At 62.2% G+C, this 21,315-nt stretch carries 19 protein-coding genes; 8 read left to right on the top strand and 11 right to left on the bottom strand.

The window, feature by feature from the left end; all coding sequences use genetic code 11:
* Positions 1–42: 42 nt before the first annotated feature.
* Complete coding sequence (locus tag Q0U08_RS00950) at positions 43–1,320, bottom strand: DUF6602 domain-containing protein (protein WP_298089170.1); 1,278 nt, start codon at positions 1,318–1,320, stop codon at positions 43–45.
* A 474-nt stretch (positions 1,321–1,794) separates the two neighbouring features.
* Between Q0U08_RS00950 and Q0U08_RS00945 the strand changes: the two genes are divergently transcribed.
* Positions 1,795–2,958 carry a DUF3644 domain-containing protein gene (locus Q0U08_RS00945; protein ID WP_298089168.1) on the top strand — a complete coding sequence of 388 codons (1,164 nt, stop codon included), beginning with the start codon at positions 1,795–1,797 and terminating at the stop codon, positions 2,956–2,958.
* Between the two features lie 431 nt (positions 2,959–3,389).
* Here the strand turns inward: Q0U08_RS00945 and Q0U08_RS00940 are convergent, their stop codons facing one another.
* The 3 genes from Q0U08_RS00940 to Q0U08_RS00930 all read right to left on the bottom strand — a co-directional run bounded on the left by Q0U08_RS00940 (position 3,390) and on the right by Q0U08_RS00930 (position 5,778).
* Positions 3,390–4,769, bottom strand: coding sequence for a hypothetical protein (locus Q0U08_RS00940; RefSeq protein WP_298089167.1), 1,380 nt, complete (start codon positions 4,767–4,769; stop codon positions 3,390–3,392).
* Positions 4,770–4,894: 125 nt separating this feature from the next.
* Positions 4,895–5,110 (bottom strand): hypothetical protein, encoded by a 216-nt coding sequence (locus Q0U08_RS00935; protein WP_298089165.1) that lies wholly within the window; start codon positions 5,108–5,110, stop codon positions 4,895–4,897.
* 11 nt (positions 5,111–5,121) lie between these two features.
* A complete protein-coding gene (locus Q0U08_RS00930) occupies positions 5,122–5,778 on the bottom strand; it encodes a hypothetical protein (RefSeq protein ID WP_298089163.1) in 657 nt (218 codons plus the stop codon).
* A 243-nt stretch (positions 5,779–6,021) separates the two neighbouring features.
* Between Q0U08_RS00930 and Q0U08_RS00925 the strand changes: the two genes are divergently transcribed.
* Positions 6,022–7,956, top strand: coding sequence for a MobA/MobL family protein (locus Q0U08_RS00925; protein ID WP_298089162.1), 1,935 nt, complete (start codon positions 6,022–6,024; stop codon positions 7,954–7,956).
* Positions 7,957–8,089: 133 nt separating this feature from the next.
* On the top strand, positions 8,090–8,725 hold the full coding sequence (locus tag Q0U08_RS00920) for a hypothetical protein (RefSeq protein ID WP_298089161.1): 636 nt from the start codon (positions 8,090–8,092) through the stop codon (positions 8,723–8,725).
* Between the two features lie 55 nt (positions 8,726–8,780).
* Here Q0U08_RS00920 and Q0U08_RS00915 read toward each other — a convergent pair whose 3' ends face one another.
* Together Q0U08_RS00915 and Q0U08_RS00910 are read right to left on the bottom strand one after the other, a co-directional pair.
* Entirely contained in the window at positions 8,781–9,449 is a 669-nt protein-coding gene (locus Q0U08_RS00915) for a hypothetical protein (protein WP_298089160.1), read from the bottom strand.
* Positions 9,450–9,579: 130 nt separating this feature from the next.
* Entirely contained in the window at positions 9,580–11,601 is a 2,022-nt protein-coding gene (locus tag Q0U08_RS00910; protein WP_298089158.1) for a S8 family serine peptidase, read from the bottom strand.
* A 634-nt stretch (positions 11,602–12,235) separates the two neighbouring features.
* Here Q0U08_RS00910 and Q0U08_RS00905 point away from each other — a divergent pair.
* The 3 genes from Q0U08_RS00905 (at position 12,236) to Q0U08_RS00895 (ending at position 13,669) form a co-directional block, all read left to right on the top strand.
* Positions 12,236–12,544 carry a hypothetical protein gene (locus Q0U08_RS00905; RefSeq protein ID WP_298089157.1) on the top strand — a complete coding sequence of 103 codons (309 nt, stop codon included), beginning with the start codon at positions 12,236–12,238 and terminating at the stop codon, positions 12,542–12,544.
* A gap of 71 nt (positions 12,545–12,615) precedes the next feature.
* On the top strand, positions 12,616–13,125 hold the full coding sequence (locus Q0U08_RS00900; RefSeq protein ID WP_298089156.1) for a hypothetical protein: 510 nt from the start codon (positions 12,616–12,618) through the stop codon (positions 13,123–13,125).
* A 52-nt stretch (positions 13,126–13,177) separates the two neighbouring features.
* On the top strand, positions 13,178–13,669 hold the full coding sequence (locus Q0U08_RS00895; protein WP_298089154.1) for a hypothetical protein: 492 nt from the start codon (positions 13,178–13,180) through the stop codon (positions 13,667–13,669).
* 249 nt (positions 13,670–13,918) lie between these two features.
* Here Q0U08_RS00895 and Q0U08_RS00890 read toward each other — a convergent pair whose 3' ends face one another.
* Positions 13,919–14,311 carry a hypothetical protein gene (locus Q0U08_RS00890; protein ID WP_298089153.1) on the bottom strand — a complete coding sequence of 131 codons (393 nt, stop codon included), beginning with the start codon at positions 14,309–14,311 and terminating at the stop codon, positions 13,919–13,921.
* Between the two features lie 68 nt (positions 14,312–14,379).
* Between Q0U08_RS00890 and Q0U08_RS00885 the strand changes: the two genes are divergently transcribed.
* Both Q0U08_RS00885 and Q0U08_RS00880 read left to right on the top strand, forming a co-directional pair.
* Entirely contained in the window at positions 14,380–14,721 is a 342-nt protein-coding gene (locus tag Q0U08_RS00885) for a hypothetical protein (RefSeq protein ID WP_298089151.1), read from the top strand.
* A complete protein-coding gene (locus Q0U08_RS00880) occupies positions 14,718–15,443 on the top strand; it encodes an ImmA/IrrE family metallo-endopeptidase (RefSeq protein WP_298089150.1) in 726 nt (241 codons plus the stop codon). Before Q0U08_RS00885 ends, Q0U08_RS00880 begins: the two co-directional genes overlap by 4 nt.
* Before the next feature lie 352 nt (positions 15,444–15,795).
* On the opposite strand, the gene Q0U08_RS00875 is transcribed toward Q0U08_RS00880, so the two are convergent.
* From Q0U08_RS00875 to Q0U08_RS00860, 4 genes are all read right to left on the bottom strand, one after another.
* A complete protein-coding gene (locus Q0U08_RS00875) occupies positions 15,796–16,680 on the bottom strand; it encodes an HNH endonuclease signature motif containing protein (protein ID WP_298089148.1) in 885 nt (294 codons plus the stop codon).
* Complete coding sequence (locus tag Q0U08_RS00870; RefSeq protein ID WP_298089146.1) at positions 16,661–18,091, bottom strand: AAA family ATPase; 1,431 nt, start codon at positions 18,089–18,091, stop codon at positions 16,661–16,663. Before Q0U08_RS00870 ends, Q0U08_RS00875 begins: the two co-directional genes overlap by 20 nt.
* A gap of 344 nt (positions 18,092–18,435) precedes the next feature.
* Positions 18,436–19,575 carry a hypothetical protein gene (locus tag Q0U08_RS00865; protein WP_298089144.1) on the bottom strand — a complete coding sequence of 380 codons (1,140 nt, stop codon included), beginning with the start codon at positions 19,573–19,575 and terminating at the stop codon, positions 18,436–18,438.
* Positions 19,572–20,867 (bottom strand): XRE family transcriptional regulator, encoded by a 1,296-nt coding sequence (locus Q0U08_RS00860; protein ID WP_298089143.1) that lies wholly within the window; start codon positions 20,865–20,867, stop codon positions 19,572–19,574. Before Q0U08_RS00860 ends, Q0U08_RS00865 begins: the two co-directional genes overlap by 4 nt.
* Positions 20,868–21,315 lie beyond the last annotated feature (448 nt).

Here is a 21,315-nt window from a genome sequence, read left to right as displayed (position 1 = left end):
GTAAATGCTGCGGTTCGCATCGTTCCCCCTTGAAGCCTGAGGCTACCGTTTGCGCTTGTCGAGTTCGCGGGTCAGCCACGGCGACAGGCGATCAGCGTCGGTGCTCGAAAAGCCCGCACCGGTGGGCATAAATCCGGTGAACACGGTCCCGGTGTCGATCATGCGCACGGTATGGACATCGACCCAGGCTAGCATCCGGCGCGCCACCATGTCGGCGATCAGGGCGTCCGGATCGATCCCCTCTTTCGCAACGAAGCTGCGAAATTCTTCGTCGCGCACGTCGATCGATCCGAGGCGGGCCAGCTGGAGCTGAATGACCATCTCGCAGGTATTTACGGCCTCGGGATCCCAGAGTGGTGCGGGAGCGGCGGCCATCTCCTTCTTGCTGAGCGGATAATAGTTATAGGCCCAGCCGAGCGTATCGCCGTCGCGAGCCAACCGCGCATCGAGAAAGGGCGCGAGCCGCTCCAGCTCGAGATCGTCGTCGCCGGGGAAGATGTCGCCGAACCGGTCCCCTAGCTTGGCCCAGAGCAGTTCGATCAACAGCCGCAGCGGGTTTTCGGGATTGGAGACCAAGAGGTGCCACCAGCCGTCGTGCAAGGGCGCGGCATAGGGATGGCCGTCCATCTTGAGGATCGAATTAGAGCCCGCGACGATCAGATTGGGCATCGACGACGCCCCGAACCCGGCGGCGAGGCCGCCCTGGTCCTGCAGATAGCCGAGCAGGCCCTTTCGCAGGCCATGCTCGTCGACATAGCCATGATAGCCGAGGATCACCCGGACCGGAGCGAGCTGCTCGGCCAGCATCGTGTGGAAGATGTAATTCAGCTCATCGGGCAGCGCGTCGACGGCCTCGATCGATCGGGGATAGTGGCCGGTCGTCTTGGCGAAGGCGCGAAAGCTCGGGCCGGCGACGACCTTCACGCCGTTCTGGACATTGGCTTCCGACATGCGCTTGACGGTACGGAGCTTCGCGAAAGCGTCGGCCAGATCGTTGGCGTAGAGCGTCTTCTTCACCTCGAACACGGCAATGACGTCGGCGATCGGCCAGACGAAGTTGCCGGTGTAGGGTATCTGGCGCCCCTCGCCGGTGACGAGCATGGCATCGATCTGCGGACCTAGTATACCGTCCACGCCTTCGATGAACCCGTCGACGACGCGGACCTCAAGCTCGGCCGGGATGGCGCGATCGAGAATGTCGCGGGCGAGCCCCTCATACATCGCACCGATGGTCGGGCCGTGCTTGACAGGTTCCTCATCTAGCTTGGCGGCTTCCTTCACCATGAGCTCGCGCAATAGGTCGGCGATGGTCTTGATCATGCAAAATCTGACCTTTTGTTCCATTCAACGGGATCACGTCCGAACTGCGGTTTGGCCACCGCCAAGGCGGTCGCTGTCAAGAGATTGGCTTGCGAAACATCATGTTGGATAGCCGCCGAAACGCCGTCAAGCTGGCCGCGCAGGATGATAGTTCCATCCTCCCACCCCGATAGGCAGAAGGTATCGCGGCCAACTACTAGCTCCCGTTGAGAACATGTGGCGCAGGGCAAGTGCTTGAAAGTAGCCGTTCCACCTTCCGCCGACCGCATCGATCGAGGCCTTCGAACGAACGGCCGCTTTCAAGATCATCTTATAGCCAGACGAATGGCCGACATTAGGGCGCTTCGTTGCCTGGCCGCTTCCGACCCAATAGTCACCAATCCTCGAATTTTTGCGTGCGCATAAATTGGACGCGGAATCGACTCCACGGCTGATCATGACGTAGCATGGATCCCTGGGGGAGCTAGGTGACGTATGGCGAAGGTCGTTCTGTCAGATCGTGAGGTCGGCCTCATTAAGGGACTGATAGAGCATAAGGCTTTAAACGACCAACAGGTGTTGGCGATCTTCAGCTTCCTCGACCGCAACTTCAACCACCGCGAGATTGGGGCAATTCGGAAGGGAACGAAACCACGCTACGTGGCGATCGCGGCCGCCGCTGTCGAGGAGGTTGACGCGCTTCTCTACCAATACGCCAAGCTGGCCGCGTTGGCGGAGCATCTCGGGTTCTATGCGACCACGCGCGTTAGCGCTCAAGTCCGCAAGGCCGTCGAGATTTTCAAGACCGCTGTTCTCGTCTACAACAACAACACGCTGTCCACCCGGTCCGAAACCTTCATCGTTCTGTCGATCATCGCCTGGACGTATCTCCTGCATGCGCGACTGACCGAACAGGGCGTCACGCCGGTGTTCAAAAACGCCGACGGCTCACCAGTCATGATCGACGGTCAGGAGAAGCTCTGGGAGCTGAGCTATTGCATTGAGCGGCCGCAATCGGGCCTGTCGGCGGGCGAGAAGGCCAACCTCAGATACCTGATCGCGATTAGGAACGCGATCGAGCACCGGTCCGCCGAAGATGTTAATGATGCGCTGCAAGCGAAGATTCAGGCGAACGCGTTGAACTTTCTGCGGTTCGCCAAGGACAACTTCGGGAGCAAGTATGACTTCTCTCATGACCTCGCGTTCGCGATCCAGCTCCAAGCGCTGACCCTGCAGTCCGCGAACGCGCTGAAGGGCGCGGTGCCGGTTGCCAAAGCCGTCGCCGCCGTCAACGCGCTCATCGAGGGGCCGATGTCGCAGGCAGAGTTCGACGACCCGGCCTACTCCTTTCGCGTCTACGTGGTGCCGAAGGTGACGAACAACGCCAAGAAGGCGGATCAGGCCGTGATCTATAGTCCGGTCGGTTCCAACGTGGAGGTCGCGATTAAGCACGTCGAGCGTCCAAAGTATCGGATGACGGAAGCCATCAAGAAGCTGCTCGACGATGACGGCGTGGTCGTTACCACCTATCAGTTCACGCAGGCTTGGAAGCAGAACGGTCTGAAAGATCCAGCGAAGGGCCTCGCAGTGCTGCTGGGTGGCCAGTGGTTCTGGTATCAGGAGGGCATCGACAAGATTAAAGTCATCGTGACGACCTGAGGTCGTCGCCGCCGGATCGACGATGTGCTGCATCTGCCAACAGCTATGCGAGGCAGCTTGCCAAGCCCACCCGGCTGATTTTGTTGCCAAGGTCGTCTGACCTAATCCACGCAGGATGAGCGGCGGCTTTCGGGATAGGTCGAGCGGTCTCCAGAAGACCGGGTTTGGGGCGCCAAACCGACCCGCCGGTTTGCGCGACCCGAACGGCGGGTTTCATAAAAAGCCGACGCTCACATCAACGGCGTTGAATGTCTTAAGCTGGTCGGTAGCCGCTCGGCTGCCTTCTCGATAGGGGACTAATTGCAAAAATACGACCGCAAAACCGAACGATGTGCTGCCATATGGCAGATCATTTCTGAAAATCTGTTCCCGATCGCTTATGCCCGAAACTCCCCGAGACGGAAAAGCAGGAATAGATTTGATCGGCCGCCTCATCCGCAGATAAGCCGATGCTCCGGCAGCACATCGAGCAGGTAGAGGGTTCGCCGTTCATCGTGCGGACCGCCATGATCGTCGCCGATCCGACGGTCGCCCGCAAGGCTGAGGAAAGCGGCCGCCGCGTCCATCGGCTGTTTGCCGACATTTTTGGCACGCCCCTCATCGGGGGTGGATCGGGAATGCAGATCCTTGTCACCCTGCACCGCGCCGCGCCAGGCATGCAGCAGATCGCGCGATCGTGCTTTCCAGCCCCATGGCATCATCGCGGCATCGAAGGCGGGAAGTGCAACGCTCGAGCGCGCGGCAGGTCGAAGGCTTGCAATCGGCAGATGCTCGTCGATGAGGGAAGCGATAACGGCTTCGGCCTGGAGGTAGCGCAGGACGGCGACACCGGATGCGGCGAGCGGCGACAGTCCGGAGAACCACGCAGCGGAAAAGCTCTTCGGCCCCTGATAGGCCGCGCGCGGTGCTGCCAGCGTCTGCAGGAACGGATCGTTCGTGCCGTCGAGGCGCCGTGCGATGCTGCCCATCAGAAGATCGACGTGCCTGACTGCCCGGTCCAGATCTATCCCGCCGCGCTTCGCTTCCCGCTCGACCAATGAGCGCAGCCGGCTAACGACGGGGTTACCTGCGGCCGCCATGCTGTCGGGTTCTGCGGCTTCGTTTCCGAGACCAGTTGCGCGATAGGCATCGATGATCGAAACCATGGCCGCATGCCACTCGCGCGCGGCGCCGAGCACGGTAGCCGGCTCGACGACCGTCTTGTCTGACGACATTAGTTCGCCAAGCGGGTTGGATGTGGCCTTTGCGTTACGGGCAACGACCATCTGCACGTCATGCGCACACCATAGCAGCGCCTGGCATTCAAGCACGCGCCGGATATGGTTCAGCAGAACAGGGGCCTGCATCGACCTGGCGGCATGGTTCGTCATGCCCGGGTAGCGCTGATCGCGCAGCGCGTGAATGACGAAGCGATGGCGACCCGTCACTAGCGCACGGTAGAGCGGTGGATGCTGGTCATGCAGCCGCCACAGCTCGAACAGGTGGCGGGTAAGACGGCTTCGACCATCGCCCGCTCCCTGCCAGCCGAATGCCACCGTCTCGATCAGCGCATGATCACGCGAGACGGTGATCATCCGCTCGGCGAGGTCGCGCAAGGCCTCGAAGCTGGAGGGCACCTGATTGGCAGGGAGCAGCTCCTCCTTCTGGTCGAGCACGCCCATCGGCAAGCGCGTGAGATCGGTAAGCGCGGGATTGAAGATGATGCCGGCGTAATCCGCCTCCCCGGCACCGCCATAGTAGAATTCGCGATAGAGGACCTCCAGCGCGGCATCCGGCTCGATACGTTCGCCAACCACGGCCTGGCGGACCAATGACGGCAGGTCACTGAAGGTCGCCGTCTTCCTGGCGGTCGCCGCGCGGTGGCGGCGGCGGGTCTGTTCCTCAAGGGCAGAGCGGGTGCGACGCGCCTCGTCGCGGCTGACACGGACTTGCTTCATCACAGCCTCGCCAGTTCATCACCGATCCGCGCCTGCAAGGCCTGCGCGAACTCCTGCAGTTCCCACTGCAGCATCGCGGCCCTGGCATAGGCGGTGACGCCGCTGCGACCCCGCTTCTGGTCATCCTCGACGGCCGTCACGGCGGCCTCGAGCGCGGCGGATTTCTCCTCGAACAGCGCAAATGCATCGTCGATGTCGTCGGGCATGTCGATCATGGTCGTTCCTTTCAGAGGTTGGTCGGCAGGGGCGGCTCTTGCCAGTAGGTCGGGTTGCCGCCGTGGGCGTGGATCCAGTCGAAGGCGTCGCCGCGGGTCGCCGGCGTCTCGGTGGAATCGGAGAAGGTGACGTCCAGCAGCTCTTCGAGCGTGCGGATGAGGAAAAGCTGGGCGGCGGTGATGTCGCGCTTGCGCCAGGGCTCGTCGGGGCCAGCCCGTCCCGAGGCGATGAACCGCTCGACCTCGTGCCGGTAAAGCGGCGCACGCTGCCGCCACTGCAGCACGCGGCCCCATTGGCGGCACCACGGCCCGATGTCCGGATCGGCCAGCAGCGCCCTCACCTGCCCCGCAAAGCTGGTGACGCCATCATGGCGAGGCAGGCGATCGATGAGCCGCGGGATCTGGTCCGAGTGGCTGAGCAGCCCGAAAAGCGCGGTGTCGTCGACCTCGCCCAGTCCCAGCATGACGAGCACCGAGCCTAGGGCGTACTTGCGCGCGTCGGCGGAGTCTCGCCCGCCGCGGCGCTTGTCCATGGCGTGTGCCTGACGCTGAAGCTCGCGAAGCTGCACCGCCTCGGCGGCGAGCCTCGCTTCAAGCTGCTGGCTGGTGCCATCGATCGCTGCCCGAAGCCGGGCGAAGTCGTGCTTGCGTCCGTCGTCGTAGGTCATGCCGACGGCGTGCCCTAGGCGCCGACCGGCAAGGGTCCACCTACCCAGGCAAACCGCGCCAAGCCGCTCAGCGTGCGCACGCGCGCGGCTTGGGTAGGTGGACCCCACCAGACAGGCAGAAGACTAGGACGGGAGGCTGAAGGAAGTGGGGGGTGGTGCGCGATAAAGTGTTTTCCGGGGCTAAACGCCCCTCGAAAACCGCTCTGCGCCACCCCCCACCATGACGGGACAAGGGTCGACGTGGTGAAGCTCGCAACGCTCAGGAAAGGCTCGACCGCCGTCGCCGCACAGTTGGCGGCGGCGCGTAGCGCGCGCAACCGTGCGACGCGGGCTGCGCAAATCGAGGCCGCGGAAGAGCGTGCCTCGGCCCGGCGCTATAAGCGCGCCCGTGCCCGCGAGGATCGCGAGCGGGCGACGAACAAGGGCATCCGGGTCACGGTCGCCGAGCATGAACGACCGCGCACCAAAGGTCGCATACCGCACAAGCTGTTCTATCGGCTCGGCGGCAAGGCGATCCGTGGTCGACTGCTGACGGGCGGCGCGACCTCGGGCACGCGTTCGGTGCATTTCGCGCAGACCGCGCGCGGCTTTGCCTCGAAGACGGGGCGGCGCTGGCGAACCGGCGAAGGCGAGCGCGCCGCCCAGTATATCACACGCGAAGAGGCGCTCGAGGGCGGCGAGGCTGGCTGGTGGTCGACGATCGCGCAGGATCGCAACGAACTCGTCGCGTTCCACAGGGCCAGTGAGGCGCTGGAGAGGCACGACCGTGCCAATGCCAATGTCTATGTGACCGAGATCGTCGCGCTACCTGCCTCGGCCACCGCGCGCCAGCGTCGCCGCATGATCCGTCGCTACTGCCGGTATTTCGACAAGCGTGGCCTGCCGTACACGGTCGCGATGCACAAACCCGATCCGCAAGGTGACGTGCGCAATTTCCATGTCCACATCGTCTATTCGCTGCGGCCCACCACACGTCTGGGGCCATATGACTGGCGCTTTGCCGTATCGAAGGTCGGCGACGTCAATACGCCGGAGGGCATCGCGATGCGGCGCAAGCTGGTGGTCGACGCGATCAACGCGACGCTGCGGGCCAGTGGCAGCACGCAACGCTACACCCATCTGTCCAATCGTGCGCGGGGCATGGCACCGCCTGCGCCCAAGATCGGTCAGAAGCGGAATTGGGTGATCCGGCGGCTTGCCGATCGGCAAGCGGGGTATGCCCGACTGGTCCGGTTGAAGACGATGATGGACCGGCTCGGCGAGGGCATCCAGACCATCGCGCGCGCCCATGTGGCGCAGGATGTCGCCAAGGATCGCCTGACCGACAACGCCGATGCCATCGGGAAGGCGCTCGGCGGACAGAACAGGCGGCTGGCCTTCTGCCGCACCCACCTGATGATCTGGCTGAATAATCGCTGTCTCCGTCAGCGCCCGCGTCTCCACGAGGACGCCTTGGCCAAAGCGAAGGCGGCGATCGAGGCCGATCTCGCCGCCGCGACTGCCCTGATCGATGCGGCAGATCAGCGTGTCCGAGGCGCTGGTACAGTGATCCGGAAGACCGTGGCGGACCGTCTTCGGGCGGTCCGGGGGCGTGTGGGCATCGTAGAAATCACCGCCATGCGCCTGGAACAACTTCTTGGCGGCGTGAGGGATCGTCTCGAGCGATGCCGGGCGATTCTGCAGGCGCATGACACACGCGTACCGGCATTGCCGACGCCCTCTCTCGGCGCGGGCGATCGGGTCGACGTTGCTCCGAACATCTCGCCCGAACCCACAATCGGGCTCGCCGAAGCACTGCGCGAGCGGGAGGTGCAAGCCCTCGCCCGCATCCATGCACAGACCTTCGTCAAATTGGCCGCGCTGAACGCCAAGCCGAGCCGTGACGCCAACGGTCGATGGACGATCGACACCGCTGGCTTGTCCGCTGCAGAGCGCCGAGCGGTCGAGCATCCCGCATTGGCCGCTGAAACCCAGCGACGGCTCGCAATCATGGCCGCTGATCCTCCGGCACCAATTGCTCCGGAAGTGGCGGTGTCACCGCAGCCCGCGAATCCTGCGCCCGCCATCATGCTAGATCCCGCCGCCCCATCGGTACGGCGGCAACCCCCGATGCTGAGCAAGGGACCGAACGATGTCGGAACGAGCCCACCGTCTCGGCCGCGGGGGCCCGAACGCTGATGGTAAGGGGTGAAGATATCAGGCGAACCATGGCCTGAGGATGAAACGGAAAGGAGCCTGTCGGCTGCACCATGATGGTGAAATTGGACTGAAGGCGACGCGAGCAGCCCCGCGCCGCCGGACTGGAAATGACATGAAGACCAAGACGAACGTGGTGCCCGGCTGGCTGAGCCCGAGCGCCGTGATGGACATGCTTTACGACGTGCGCGAGCCTGGGTGCGAGGAACTGGGCTATGCCCTGCTACGTCCCCGCGCCAAGCAGAAGGCGAACAGCGTGACCGCGCTGATCCGCGCCAAGATGGCGCCCGTCGAGCCGACCAGCGCCTCGCCCGCAACCGGCTGCGGCATCCCGGTGACGGCTCGCCAGCACCGGCTCATGCTTGCTCGGGGTGTGGGCGACATGGGACTGGCGTCGCTGCTCGACGAATATGATCGCGTCGTTCGCCCGCACCAGCGCCTGCTCGCCAGCGTGCTGACGGTGCGCGGCAGTATCAGCACACCTATCCATGACCTGTTCGACATGGCGACCAGCTATGCCGCGATCCATCTCGCCTGTGGCCGCTCGCTGACCAGCATGGTCGTCGCGCACGCCCCTGGCGACGAGCTGAGCCGCGCGCTGCCGCATGTCCATATCTGCATGCTGGCGCGCCAGCACTTGCCGAGCGGCTGGGCCGCCGAGCATCCCGACCTCGCCGACACCGCCCACCGCATGTGGGCGGAAGAATGGAGCGCGTTCCGCAACGGGTGGGAGCAGTTGGCCGCCGCCTGATCATGTGGACGGGGCGGCTATGCCGCCCCGTCTGCAGCCAGATCGGCTGATCGGGTCAGAACGATGATTTCGCGGCCGCACCTCCGCCGACGGCGCGGGCAACCGCATTCTGCCACGCCCGATCCGCCGCCACGCCTTGCGAGAGAGAGATGTTTAGCTTGCCATAGACGTCGATCTTGGCCTCGAGACCCTGATGCGCATTGCCCCAGATCTGACGGCACCGGTCGCCGCCCGTGCACCAGCTTGCCTCGTAGATGGAGGCAGCAACCTGCGAGAAGCCCGGTTTGCCGTAGCGCTTGACCATCTCGGCGGCGATCTGCTCGGGCGTCCGTCCGGCGGCGGGGGCGACGTATTTTACCAACTTGACGGCGTCACCGGTCGGCATCGGCTGGAATTCGACGATCAGGCGCTCGTCGCCCTTCGTCGCGTTCATCACCGCAATGCCGTTCTTAGGCTCCTCGATCGGGAAGACGTCGCGCTGCCGCTTGGCCTCGTGGTCGACGGTCGCGGCCCAATCCTCGCCTGCCGACGTCTCGACCTTCCATCCGGTACGGGCAAGCGCCGCCTGCACCTCGGGCGCGGCCATGCCGATACGGATGCCGGCGATCGTCAGCGGTGCGGCTGCCGTCCTGGTCTGTGCGGCGGCCTCCTGCTCGGCAACCGAGGCCGATCCACAGGCGGTGAGCAGCACAAGCGCGGCGGTGGCGGTGATCTTCGTCATCATATTATGTCCTTGTGGTCCGGACGTGCGGGTTCGTTCACCGGGACGCATCCCGGCGTGGCAGGTCCATTGGGGGTGCATTGCTACGGGTACGCTGCACTTGCCGGTGGCGAGCGGGCCCGGACGGCGGGCCTCATCGCAGCACCAGCGCGACGAAGCCCGCGGTGTCCTGAGCACCGGCGACATGGCCAGCGTCGAAGGCGTGGGCGACGCCGAGCCGCAGCGACGAGGTGGGCGACAGCGCGGCCGACCAGCCGAGCTCGACATCCATCTCGCGTGCGGTCGGGGTAAGGTCGACGCTTACAAGGCGGGTGGCGAGCGCACCGCTCATGAGATCATAGGCGATGGGCGCCTCGACCACCGCCCGTGCTCGTTCCAGCCGGAGCGGTGATGACAGTCCGAATGTGACGGTACCGCCGCCGAGGCGATGCGCCGCGTCGAGCGCGAAGGCGGTGCCGGTCATCGGGCCGGTGAAGCGCAGCAGGTCCGATCCGCCATCGACCCGAGTGGTGGCGGCCGTGGCCCGTGCCGAAAGCAGGACGCCAGCAACGGTTCGGCTGGCGGTCAGGGTAGCCAGCGTCGTCCGGCTGCCTGAGAGAGCAAAGCCGGCAGGGCCGCGCAGACCCAGCACCTGGCCGCGCTCCTGAAGGTTCGTCAGTTCCACGCCAAACCCCGGCGGTGTCGTGAAGGTGACACTGCGCAAAGCCGAGCGGCCGTCGCGCGACACGCCGGAAGCAAAGCCTGCCGACCAGCCATCGCCGCTCCATGAGGATGACGTGCCGATCGGCGCGGCGACGACACCGCGCAGGGCAGAGCCGGCGATGCCGGCGCCTTGCCCGATCGCGACATTGGCGCTGAGGCTGACGGTCTGGCCTGCGGCAGGCGAGAAGGCGAAGGTGGCCGGGCGGCGGGACTGCGCCGCGGCCCATGGTCCGGTGGCGGCGGAGGTGAAACCGAACTTTGCGTCGTTGGCGCTGGTCGCTAGCCAAGGCGGATCGATCGTCCCCAGCATCGCACCTGCCAGCAACCCCGAACCCCGGCTGCGCGGTGAGGCGCTACCCGTCATGGCGAAGTCGCGGCCATAGCGGTCGAACACCGTCATGCGGGTGACGGCATCCGACAGCTGCCCGCCGCTGCCGAACGGACCGGAGAGGCTGAGCGAGGAATAACGCGCCAGCACCATGTCGGCGGCGGCAAAGGCGCTGGCGGGCGCCTGCGCCTTCATCGCCGCCTCGATGTTGAGCAAGCCAACGCCGAAGATCTGGTCGGCACCCTTGTCGCCAAGGTCGGTCGCGGTATCGAGCAGGATGCGGGAGATCGCCTTGCCGCCGAGTTGCGGCCAATATTGCTTCAGCAGCGCCGCGGCCCCGGCGATCGCGGGGGCGGCGAAGCTGTTGCCGGTGACGGTGGTCAGTTGCCCGTCCTTGCCGACGACGCTGACGTCCGTCGCGACCACCGCCAGCGTGCGGTCGGCAAGCTCGCCAGGCAGGCCGTTGCCACTGGGCGGTCGCAGCGCACTGTCGACACGGATGCCGAACAGGAAGTTGTCCTTGTTCTCCAGATTGCTGCCAACAAAATTGCGGGTGATCGTGCCGGGTGCGGCGCTCTTGTCGTCGACGAAGTTGGAGACGGACTGGACGAGCAGCCGGTCGGCTTTGGCGACGCCGTCCATCGCGTTGCGCTGTTCGGTCGCCGCCTGACTGGCTGCCCCGCCGTTCAGGCTCAGCGAGATCACGAACGCGCCTTTCTCCACCGCATAGGCAATCGCCGGGGCGATGTTCATCGGATTGGCGCCATCTGCTTCCTTGATCACGGAGGTCGCGGTGACGCCCTCGAGATCGGGCGCGGCGATCTTGAGGGCGAGCAATGTGGCGTCATAGGCGACCCCGTGCACGCCCGAGCCGTTCCTGGCGGCGAGCGCGACCGAGGCGACCTCGGTGCCATGGCCCTGTACATCGTCGAGCGGGAAGGTCACCGTCTCCGGCGCACAGGTGGCGCAACGCGCGATCCGGCTTTCGAACGTTTTGCTGTCGGGCGAGATGCGGCCGGCGAACTCAGCGCTGCTGGTAGCGATGCCGGTGTCGATGACGGCGATGGTCACGCCCTTGCCGGTGATTCCCTTGTCATAGGCATAGGCCGCTTTCGCACCGACCACCGCGCCGGACGCCTTGTACTCGGCGCTATCCGAAGCGCTTGGCGGCGGGGTCGGTGTGGGGGATGGCGACGGTGTTGGGCTGGGCGTCGGCGCGGGTGCAGGCGTTGGGATCGATCCGGACGAATTAACGCCTCCACCACCTCCGCCACAGGCCGCGAGCAGCATGGCTGCTGAAATCACCGACGTCGTTTGAAATGTTTTCCGCCATTGGCGGCCAAGTCCCGCAACCATACGCACCCCCGTGTCGGGCGATGCATCGGCTTCCCCAGCCGGCGGCATCGCCCCGTGAAACGAGGCGATGCCGGCCCGAAAGCCGGAAGTTGAGAACTCGCGATTAGACGAGCGCGCACGCCTTTGGGCCCGAAGGCCTTGGACATACGCGTGCGCCTCCCGGCCGAAACTGGTTCGGGCCGGGCATTCGGCTACTAATCGCGGGGTTCTCACGCCCCGGTCCGCCTGCTGGCGAACGTGGCTGGTGTAGGCCGGACCGGTTAACGAACCAAGTCCCGCCGTGCAGAATCGACGTTTGGGTTGCCGCAACATGCGGCAAGCTGAGCCGCGTCTGCCTGAACAATCCAACGTATTTTGAGATGTTTACCGTCTCCAGCATCGACAATCTGCTGGAGGAAAGAAAATGAAGCGCCGCCGCTTTCCGTTGGTTTTCCGCGTGAGCGCCATCCTGCTGTTCACCGCCCTGGTTGCCGGGCAATGGTGGCAACGTCAGCCCGCCGGCAGCATCGCCGGCTGGGTGCCGACCATGGCCGAGCTGTATTGCCCGGCTGCCGCGATCCATCGCTCCGGCACCATCGCGGACAGCGCGCGGACGCTCGATAGCTGGGGCTATGCCGTGATCGGCAACGCCATCTTTCGCGATGGCCGCGATCGCTGCAGCGCGAGGAAGGGAAGATCGGCCGGAGCCGAGCGAAGCCCTGGCGAGAAATGAAAATCGAAGGGGCCTGAACCGGACCAGCCGGTCCGGGGATCACGCTTGTCCTGCAAAGGCTCCGTCACCCCATGATCCATGACACGCTGTCGACCGCCTCGCTCGCGCTGATGAACTACGTCCTCGCAGCCCTCGGCTGCGACGAACCCACGCCGATCTTCGGCAACTCCGGCCTGCCCGGCGCGGTCGAATGCCTCGATCATGACGTCATCATCGCGATGACGCCGATCACCACGCCGATGTTCGACCAGGCGCTGCTGCGCTGTGCCGCGACTCGCAGGCGCGACACGGTGCTGATCCGGCACGGTTTTCACCCGGAAACGATCGACCCGGTTCGCGTCGATGTCGCACTGCGCTCGCTCACCGGCCCGCTGCTGCTCACCGATCTCGCCTTCTTTCGCGACCGTGACCGCGACCTGCATCTGGTGCCCGAGCGCGGGGGGCTGTCGGTGAAGATCGGCCACGACGGGATCGAGGTCGCCACCCGGCTGCCCTGGGACAGCATGTGGGACCGTGCCGCGGGACTGGAGAGCGCCGCAGCCCAGATCGTGCTCGCGTGCCGCAGCGAGCACCAGGGTTGAGATGAACGGAATGATGAACGGCCCCGATGCGGGGATGAAACAAGGAGATAGCATGATGAACACCCCGACCTTCGAAGCCGCCGTCACCCGCGCCGTCGTGAAGCTGCTGCTCGGTAGCCGCAAGCTCAAGCCCGGCGTCGTCATCACCGGTGGCGATCCGCTCGAACTCGAGGACCAGATCAAGATGGGCCGGCACGCGGTCGAGACCGATGCCGACGTGTTGCACCTCGAATATCGCAACCACCCGACCCCGGCGCTGACCGGCATCGCCATGTTCCTGCCGCGCGGTGGCCGCTGCCACATCCAGACCGGCTGTCGCCTGTGGGTGTCCAAGTCGGGCAACCGCGGGCTGATCCTGCCGCAGGCCCATGTGCGCGGTCACTTTCGCCTCGCACCGCGTGAGATCGTGCACATCGACAGCAAGCCCGCCGACGATCTGAGCGAGGGCGTGGAACGCGCCAGCGCATGGCTCACCCGGCAGGTCACGCGGCCGGGCGTCCAATATGACGACGCGCAGTGCACGCTTTGGGCGCAAGCCGCCTGATCAATCGGATGAGGGTCTATCACCCTATACGGACGAGCCGGGCAATTCGGACACCTGCCAATTAAATTATTACCTTCGTGTCCGAATATGCCACCTTGTCCGTATAGGTATGAGGAGGCCGCCATCTCGCCGACAGATCCAGCACCCATCACAGATGATGTCGACGACGATCCTTATCTGTCGATCGACGAGGTGCGCGAACGCCTTCGGGCGTTGACCACGGATCAGTATCGGCGTCTTGCCGTGCGATCACAATATCTTGTCCGCGATCAGCGGCTGCTCGCCGCCGATCTTCGCCAAGAGGCGATCTGCCGAGCGCTCGATGGTCGGCGCAAGTGCCGTCAGAGCTGGGACATCGTCGCGTTCCTCAACTGGGTCATGCGCAGCATGATTCGCGACACTTACCGCGACGAAGCGGAAGGACGGACGCTGGTGCTGCGCGACGACCTCGACACCGCCGGACTGGACGATGACCTGCCCTCGCTCGAGCAGATGACGCACGATGCCATCGATTATGGACGCACGATCGCGAGCATCCGGGAGGCGCTTCGCTCCGATCCGCAGTTGCTCGCCCTTGTCGATGCCATCGCCGACGGGAAGCGCGGCGAGGAACTGCAGCGTCAATTCGGGATCGATGAGCATGGGCTCGCGGCCCTCCGTCGGCGACTGAACCGCGCGCGCAATCGTGCCGTCAAAGGAATGAGGCTGCCATGAACGACGAAGACGAACTCGCCCGGCTGCGCCGACTCGATGATTTCCTCGAGGGCGGCGAGCCCGACCTCGATGACTGGCACGCCGAACTCGATGCCGCCGAACTGGCGGTGAAGAAGGCGCGGCTTCGCGACATTCGCACGCTGCTCGACCGTGACGCCGGTGCCTCCGTCGTGTCGATCGATCGCGCCCGCCTCCGTGCCGAATTGCAACGCGCGATGGCTAGCGACGTCGACACACCGTTGACGCTGGCCGCACGCGGCATCCATCCCGACGACTGGGACGCGCTGATCGACGATCTGGCCGAACTCAAACGAATGGACGCCGACCAGCCGAAATGACGAGCTTGTCGCCGGCGGAGCAGCTGCTTCAGGAGCTCGGCATCACCGAACCAAACGAGATCGACGTCGAGGTGATCGCCTGGTCCGTCGGCGCGCGAGTACGCTATCGTCCCCTGCCGCGGGGGGATGCACGGATCGTCGGCATGGGCGACCGGGCCATCATCACGGTCGATGATCGGGCAAGCCGCGTGCGGCAACGCTTCTCCGTCGCGCACGAGCTTGGCCATTGGCACCATCATCGCGGCCAGCGGCTGATCTGCCATGATGCGTCAGGAAATGCACCGGACGACACTTGCGAGCGAGAGGCCGACCGCTACGCCGCCGAACTGCTGATGCCACGCTTCATGCTCGTGCCGTGGATGGCGAAAGCGCCGATATCGATCGCGTTGGCGGACGGAGTGGCTCGGCTATTCCACGTCAGCACATTAGCAGCGGCATTGCGCTTGGCCGACGTCCACGCTGGCCACTTCGCCCTCATTGTTGATGAGCCGGATGGGCGTCGCTGGTTCAAGCGGTCGCCGGCTTTGGCCGGTGGGTGGTATTTGCGGCTGGATGTCTCGACGGGTGAAAAAGGCAGCAAACCCGCATCCCAACCGAAGCAATGGTCGGTGCCTGCGCAACGTCATTTCCGTGGCCGAAACCTTAGCGGCATATGGCTCCGCTGTGAAACGGCTCACGCTGCCTCAGGACAAAGGCTGACTCTCATCACTGCCCCTGTATAACGCCAGATAGCGAACGTTTGAAAAGACCAGCCTACTGCAATCATTGGTGGAAAGCCGCCGGGCCATTTTGGGTGAGACGCATCAGTAAGCTGCCTTTCGTGCAGGCTTACCTCATCGGCAGCTTTGCACCCTACAATCGTCCGTTCAGCCCAACGCGGCTCGATCCCGACATCTGCCGTTCCGTCAGGCAGCTTTGGGTGATAGGCGGAATGACTGACATCGGGATATTCTGCCATTCTTAATAGGCATATAGAAGGGCGGACTTTTCGTGAGGTGACGTTCAGCATTTTCGCAATTAGCATCGCAAACGGTCAAACGACCGCTACCAGTTTTTTTGGCTTAGGCTCGAGCTTTAATGCGGATACGCACAGAACCAATTATCGTTGGCAAGCGATAAGAACATAATCCTGCGCCAGTTATTAACGGGCAGACTCATGTTTTCGCTCTTCTCTCGCAGGTAGTCCGAGTATTCTAGTGGACTAAAGCCGTGCAGCGTGGTTCTTCGGGTGTCGATCGTTTCCGGCAGATCCGCTCCAGCTTCGACACCAAAGCGTTCCGCTAGGCCATACTCTGTAAAATGGGCTGCCACGCGGTTCCTTTCCGCCAAAGACCATTGAGCCGGGGGCGAAACGTAATACTCGATGACAGGCGGGGCGCCTGCAATGACCCGGGCGGCAACCCATTGCTCGTTGAAAAACTTTGCGTCGTCGAAATAGGGGTGGAGCGTCTGTCTATCGAGCGTTGCCGAGAAGGCGTCGAGCTTCTCAGAGTTGCAATCACGGCAGCACGGAATCAAGTTTCCGGGCATCACGGAGTAAAGCGGGAAGTTCGCTTTCGGAACATAATGATCGAGTGTGCGGACATGCCCGATATCGCCGCACAGAGGGCACTTGCCGTTAGCCGTGATCTTGAGCTGGTCATAAAGCCGACGTGCCGGCTTCTCCTTCGGAACGAAGTACTGAGTGTAAAGCTTGGTTAGGTCAGATTTCCGCAAACTTCCATGGACAACAGGATCGCCAGCGCCACTTGCAATGCGCGGGACACTGTAAAGCGTCGCAGCTTGCGCACTTGTCCGAAATGCCGCCTCAATCGCGACCGCGTTTGGGTTTGTGATTTGCGCCCGAAAGTTAGCCTGAGTCACGGCACTTCCGATCCCGTTTGTGGCCTCGGTCAGCGCAGTACAAAAATCGATTGTCGGAGTGGGCAAGCGACGCATTCTATTGTTTGCCTCGCCCACGCATCAGCGCCTTGAGAATGGCGCGCCCCTCAAATCCCACCTGCTGATTGAAAGCGTCAAGCGCCTGCTCATAGGTCAGAGCTTGCTCGGCTTCATTGGCGAGCAAAGCGTTAAAGCCTGACTTGGCGACCTCTAGACCAAAGACGTCGCGCGTCAGAAGACCAACATTCTCACCAAACGTTTCGCTATCCGGGCGAGAGGACGACGATGCCAACCCCACGCGATTGATCTTCCAGACACAAGACTTGGGAATCTCCTGCAAAACTACCGGCGAGTGCGTTGCAATGATCGCCACCGCATTTCGGTCGTATAACAGCTCGCTAAGGCTCCGGACTAAAGCCGACAGTAGCGGCGGGTGCAAATGGCTCTCTGGCTCATCGAATAGAACCAGGGTCTTCTCCTCAAGGCGTGCGACCAGCTTGGTTATCGTCAGCAGTACGATAGCATGCCCCGAACTCATGCGCTTCTGTAGAGAAAGGGCCGTCTGCTTGCGCATGGCGCCCTCTAAGTCGCTCAAGCGGGCGAGGTTCATATCTGCGAAATTATCGTCGCTCTCTAGTGTCCGGATCGCGGAAAGCCATCGTCGTCGTTTCCCGACTTCGCTCAAGCAGATGTCTAAGCTCTCAACGAACTCACCATAAATTTCATTGAGTGATTTAAGTAGAGCACCGTCCTGATCGGCGTAGTCCTTTAAACCTATGTAAAAGTAGCAAGTTCCTAAAGTTGGATCAGGCTGCTCTTCTGGCGGATTAAATGGATCGAAGGCGCTGAATGAAATTGATACAACACTGCTAAAATAGCTTGCACCGATCGGTTTAAAGTCAATTCCCCAATGGTCTTCAGTTTCAAACCGCGCGCTCTCGGCGGCGCCAGTGACGACCGATTGGATCATTTCGTTCAACAGGGTCGTCTTGCCAACACCGTTGCGGCCAATAAGCGCATGGATGTTGGCACTTGGTTTTGAATGCGCGGAAACCTTGAATGGAAGCTGGTATCCAGCTCGATTGGAGCGCGGGTCGAGCGTGAAGCGAAAATTATAGTCGGTAACTGGAGCATAGCCCGCCAAAACGCGACGAAACTGGCCCTCAAGCGAGTTTATGCTCAAGGAACGGAGATGAGACGTCTTGAAGACCCTCTCATCTGCAGCAAGCTTCAGCGCGTCATCATCGAACACCACATCGCGCAGCCCAGTTAAAAATGCCTGCCTGTAGGATTCGGTAAATTCGTCACGGATCTTTATGTAATAATCGACGTCTAGCCCCGCAGAGAAGTACCCCTCAGGAAGCCGCGAGAATGGATCGGATATAGTCGTGTATGTCGAAACAGACTCGTGCTGCCCTCTAAATCCAATTTTGACATTTGTCAGATCATGCCGAAAACCCTGCTCGTCAAACGCGAAAACCTCAAACATCGTAACGAACGAGTAGTCATTCCAATGATCTACGCGGAGGAAAACGGCGTTCTGCGCGCTCGACGGTGGGGAGCTGCCCCGTGGCACGACATGAAAGCTGATTATTGGCATTGTCCGACTATCTGTACCGTCATCGTTAAGGACCAATCCAGACCCGCCGTCAGCCTAGCGGGCGCGTTCGGCCTCGTCACCACCCGAACGCAAGGTGATGCGTCTGACTGCGTATTCGTCATCCGCGGAATACTCTCGGTGAAAGTGTCACGCCGGCGGAGTTCGGTCAATCGATTGCAGGCTGACAGCCTTCGGGCCTCACGAAGCGAGTGGTGGAAATGACCCAGCATGGCTTAGGCAAACAGGTTGTGCTGTTCACCAAGTTCAGAGACTGTGCTCCTTTTGAAGAGTATTCCTCGGACGGCACCAATGTCGGTGACAACCCGCGTGATATGGTGAGTGGTGTTGATGGCTCTCCAATTCTTGGCGTTGCCCGGTCCGGTCAAGCCTCGAGCGTTCAGGAAGATATGGTCGTCGGCCGAGGAAAACTCCCGGCCCGCGAACCTGCCGCTTGCAACGATGCTCATGCAGACGGCCCGCATGTTTTCCTCGTGTGTGCCGCTGTCCAGCCCACGCTGCACATACCATGCGTCGGCGGTTGCATAGCGGTAATGGCGGATTGCCCGTCCGCCCTTCCCGCCGAACTTGATCTCCGCGCAGTCGGCAGCATAGTCGCCGAAGAGCATATGTTCAGCCGTTTGCGGATCAAGCTTTACCGCGCGCCGCCATGCAATCCACTCATTACGCGGTACCTGATAATAGCCACCCGGCTCCGCGGGATTCTTCTTGGGATAGTTCGTTCCCTGAAAGACGATCTGCTTCCACGTGGCGCAGGCCGTCAGCAGGTCGAGCGAACCTGCGATAACATCAGCGACGAATTCCGGTTGCGTGAAGTCAGCCCTACTAAAATCAGCTGTGACAAGGCATTGGGCGGGACTGAGGCCGATCGTCGCGAGCTTATCGATGACGCGGTTCGGCACTTCAGCGTCAACTAGGTCATCATACGGTATCGCGATGCCAAACTTGATGGCGCCGGGATGGTTCGCCGCTGCCCTAAAAGCTCCAACATTATCGTCAAGAAGGTCGCGCGCCAGCGCAAGGGGAATAGCTCGTACGTTGCGGTTCCATGCACTCTCAAACATCTTCGGAAGCCAAAGACCTGATCGTGGCCTTTCAAACTCGTCCATAAGATAAGTGGCATCGATCAGGACATCCCGCTGTGGCCATGCAGCGGCCAATGCTTTCGCGATGTCCGGCTGTGACTCGGTTTCAAAGAGTGCGGCCTGAAGTTCATCATCCCGCTCTTCAGGAGGCGGAACAATCATTCTGGGAAGAGTCCGATCAGAAACATCGGGAGCCAAAGCTTTAAGGCCCTCAAGTTCGCCCGCCTTCATGCGCAGAGCGGGATCATACCAGGCGTTTTTACCAGTCATGCGTCATCCTTCTCTGCGTTGTTCAGCAGCTGGCGCTGGACCAGCCCGCGCCCCAGTTTATTTGAGAAGATCGAGTAGTCTTTCCGTTCCATCCTGATTCTGCCGAAAATAATGGCAGGGTGAATCTTAAGCCTTTCCGCGAGCTTCTCAATTGGTTCGCTGGACTTTGCAATCCGTGCCGGTGAGCGGGTCCAGATATGCTCCGGAATAAGCAAATTCGCAGCGAACTCGTTGGCTTCCGCCTCAAAACCATCGATTTCATCGGAGTACATCGACGCATCCTCATCGAAAAACCCGGCGGAGAGACCGGTTCTGTAATGGAGAATTACGTGTGCAACCTCATGCAGAAGTGTGAACCAGAAATTGTCCAGCGTGTTCGTGCGCAGGGTCAGGCCGATAACCGGAATATCGTCGGCGAGGAACGCCGCACCATCGACCTTCATGCCTGCGATCTGCGATTCTGCGATCAGGATGATGCCATGTTCAAGCAGCAACGCCTGCGCCAGTTTAGGGCCGTCCTCACGATGGCTCAACCGCACGAGGTCCACCAGCCATGACACATCTATTGGGCGATACCGCGGTTTCATCTTCTCGATGATCTTCTCGGCACGGCGCGTCACTTCCGCCTTCCACGACAGGACGCACCAGTCATCCTTGTGGCTGATGACATCGAGACCGGTACGCAACAGCGATGGCGTGCCGTAGCGCGTTACATGGTCGTTGATATAGCGGAACAGCGTCGCCGATCCGTTGTCATCGGATGTGATGTTCCCGTCGAACCAGTCGTTGGCCCGCGCGTGCCGGATCACCTTGTTCAGGTCTGCCGGCGTAACATCGTAGGACAGACCCCATCTTTCTGTGAGGGGGGGGGCCTCCTGCAATCGCCAGGTTACACCAAGCGCCTGCGCGACCTTCTGATAATTTTGCAACGTAATAGTACGGTACTTTTCGGTCTCCCAGCGCTGAATAGCTTGCTCTTTCAGCCCAAGTTTCCGAGCAAGTTCCTTTTGCGTCAGATTGCGGGCAATGCGGGCGGCAATCAGAAACGCGCCTGGGTCGTTCCCCGCCTGCTGCTTCAGCAGGGTGAAGTCGCCTTTCTTGGTGTTCTGATAAGCAAGCAGCAGGGAGGCAAGCTCACGACGCTCCGTTGCCAGAGTCCGTCGCACACCCTCGATCACTTCCTGCGGAAGCCCCTGGACCAGCGAGCGCAGAACCTGCTCGGAAGACAGCGCCTTGTCGATGTCTCCCAAAGTCTGTTCGTAGTCGCGTGCCTGTCGATCGTTTGCGACCAAATTCCCGTTTCGCATAATCGTACAGCAACACATCTTATATGTTGTGTCAACGTGTAAGGTCGCTGCAGAGCAAACTCGCTGAGCATCGGCCGGGCACACCAGCCTAACACCGCACCTTTCAATGTGAGGGCTTCCAAGCTCTTAAACGGGGCGACAGCTTATCGGATGGACCCTAAGTTGCCAGTCAGCCAGCGGCTCAGTTCCTGCCGCCAATCGACACCCGAACCAATGCGCGGTTTCGCATAGTGCTCCAGGGGCTGTGAACGTCGCCTTATGGGTCAGCGCTGGCGCTTTGCTGGCGGCGGCACCCGACCAACATACGCCGTTCGCCGAGAGGTGCGGGAACGTCGGCTTGTGCCGAGACCCGCCGTCCGGCGGACATCAACCTGCCGGGCAGCAATGCGCCCCAGAATCAGTCGTCCAGGCCATTGGTCGTGATCCCGATATT

The sequence above is a fragment of the uncultured Sphingomonas sp. genome, assembly GCF_946477935.1.
Classification (GTDB): domain Bacteria; phylum Pseudomonadota; class Alphaproteobacteria; order Sphingomonadales; family Sphingomonadaceae; genus Sphingomonas.
The sequence above is the reverse complement of the archived record's forward strand: the minus strand, read 5'-3'. Positions and strand labels throughout refer to the sequence as shown.

Bases quoted from the DNA above. Each gene is read 5' to 3' on its own strand.
- Q0U08_RS00950 (WP_298089170.1), bottom strand. From the start codon at position 1,320: ATGATCAAGACCATCGCCGACCTATTGCGCGAGCTCATGGTGAAGGAA.
- Q0U08_RS00945 (WP_298089168.1), top strand. From the start codon at position 1,795: ATGGCGAAGGTCGTTCTGTCAGATCGTGAGGTCGGCCTCATTAAGGGA.
- Q0U08_RS00935 (WP_298089165.1), bottom strand. From the start codon at position 5,110: ATGATCGACATGCCCGACGACATCGACGATGCATTTGCGCTGTTCGAG.
- Q0U08_RS00930 (WP_298089163.1), bottom strand. From the start codon at position 5,778: ATGACCTACGACGACGGACGCAAGCACGACTTCGCCCGGCTTCGGGCA.
- Q0U08_RS00920 (WP_298089161.1), top strand. From the start codon at position 8,090: ATGAAGACCAAGACGAACGTGGTGCCCGGCTGGCTGAGCCCGAGCGCC.
- Q0U08_RS00915 (WP_298089160.1), bottom strand. From the start codon at position 9,449: ATGATGACGAAGATCACCGCCACCGCCGCGCTTGTGCTGCTCACCGCC.
- Q0U08_RS00905 (WP_298089157.1), top strand. From the start codon at position 12,236: ATGAAGCGCCGCCGCTTTCCGTTGGTTTTCCGCGTGAGCGCCATCCTG.
- Q0U08_RS00900 (WP_298089156.1), top strand. From the start codon at position 12,616: ATGATCCATGACACGCTGTCGACCGCCTCGCTCGCGCTGATGAACTAC.
- Q0U08_RS00895 (WP_298089154.1), top strand. From the start codon at position 13,178: ATGATGAACACCCCGACCTTCGAAGCCGCCGTCACCCGCGCCGTCGTG.
- Q0U08_RS00890 (WP_298089153.1), bottom strand. From the start codon at position 14,311: ATGCTCATCGATCCCGAATTGACGCTGCAGTTCCTCGCCGCGCTTCCC.
- Q0U08_RS00885 (WP_298089151.1), top strand. From the start codon at position 14,380: ATGAACGACGAAGACGAACTCGCCCGGCTGCGCCGACTCGATGATTTC.
- Q0U08_RS00880 (WP_298089150.1), top strand. From the start codon at position 14,718: ATGACGAGCTTGTCGCCGGCGGAGCAGCTGCTTCAGGAGCTCGGCATC.
- Q0U08_RS00870 (WP_298089146.1), bottom strand. From the start codon at position 18,091: ATGTTTGAGGTTTTCGCGTTTGACGAGCAGGGTTTTCGGCATGATCTG.
- Q0U08_RS00865 (WP_298089144.1), bottom strand. From the start codon at position 19,575: ATGACTGGTAAAAACGCCTGGTATGATCCCGCTCTGCGCATGAAGGCG.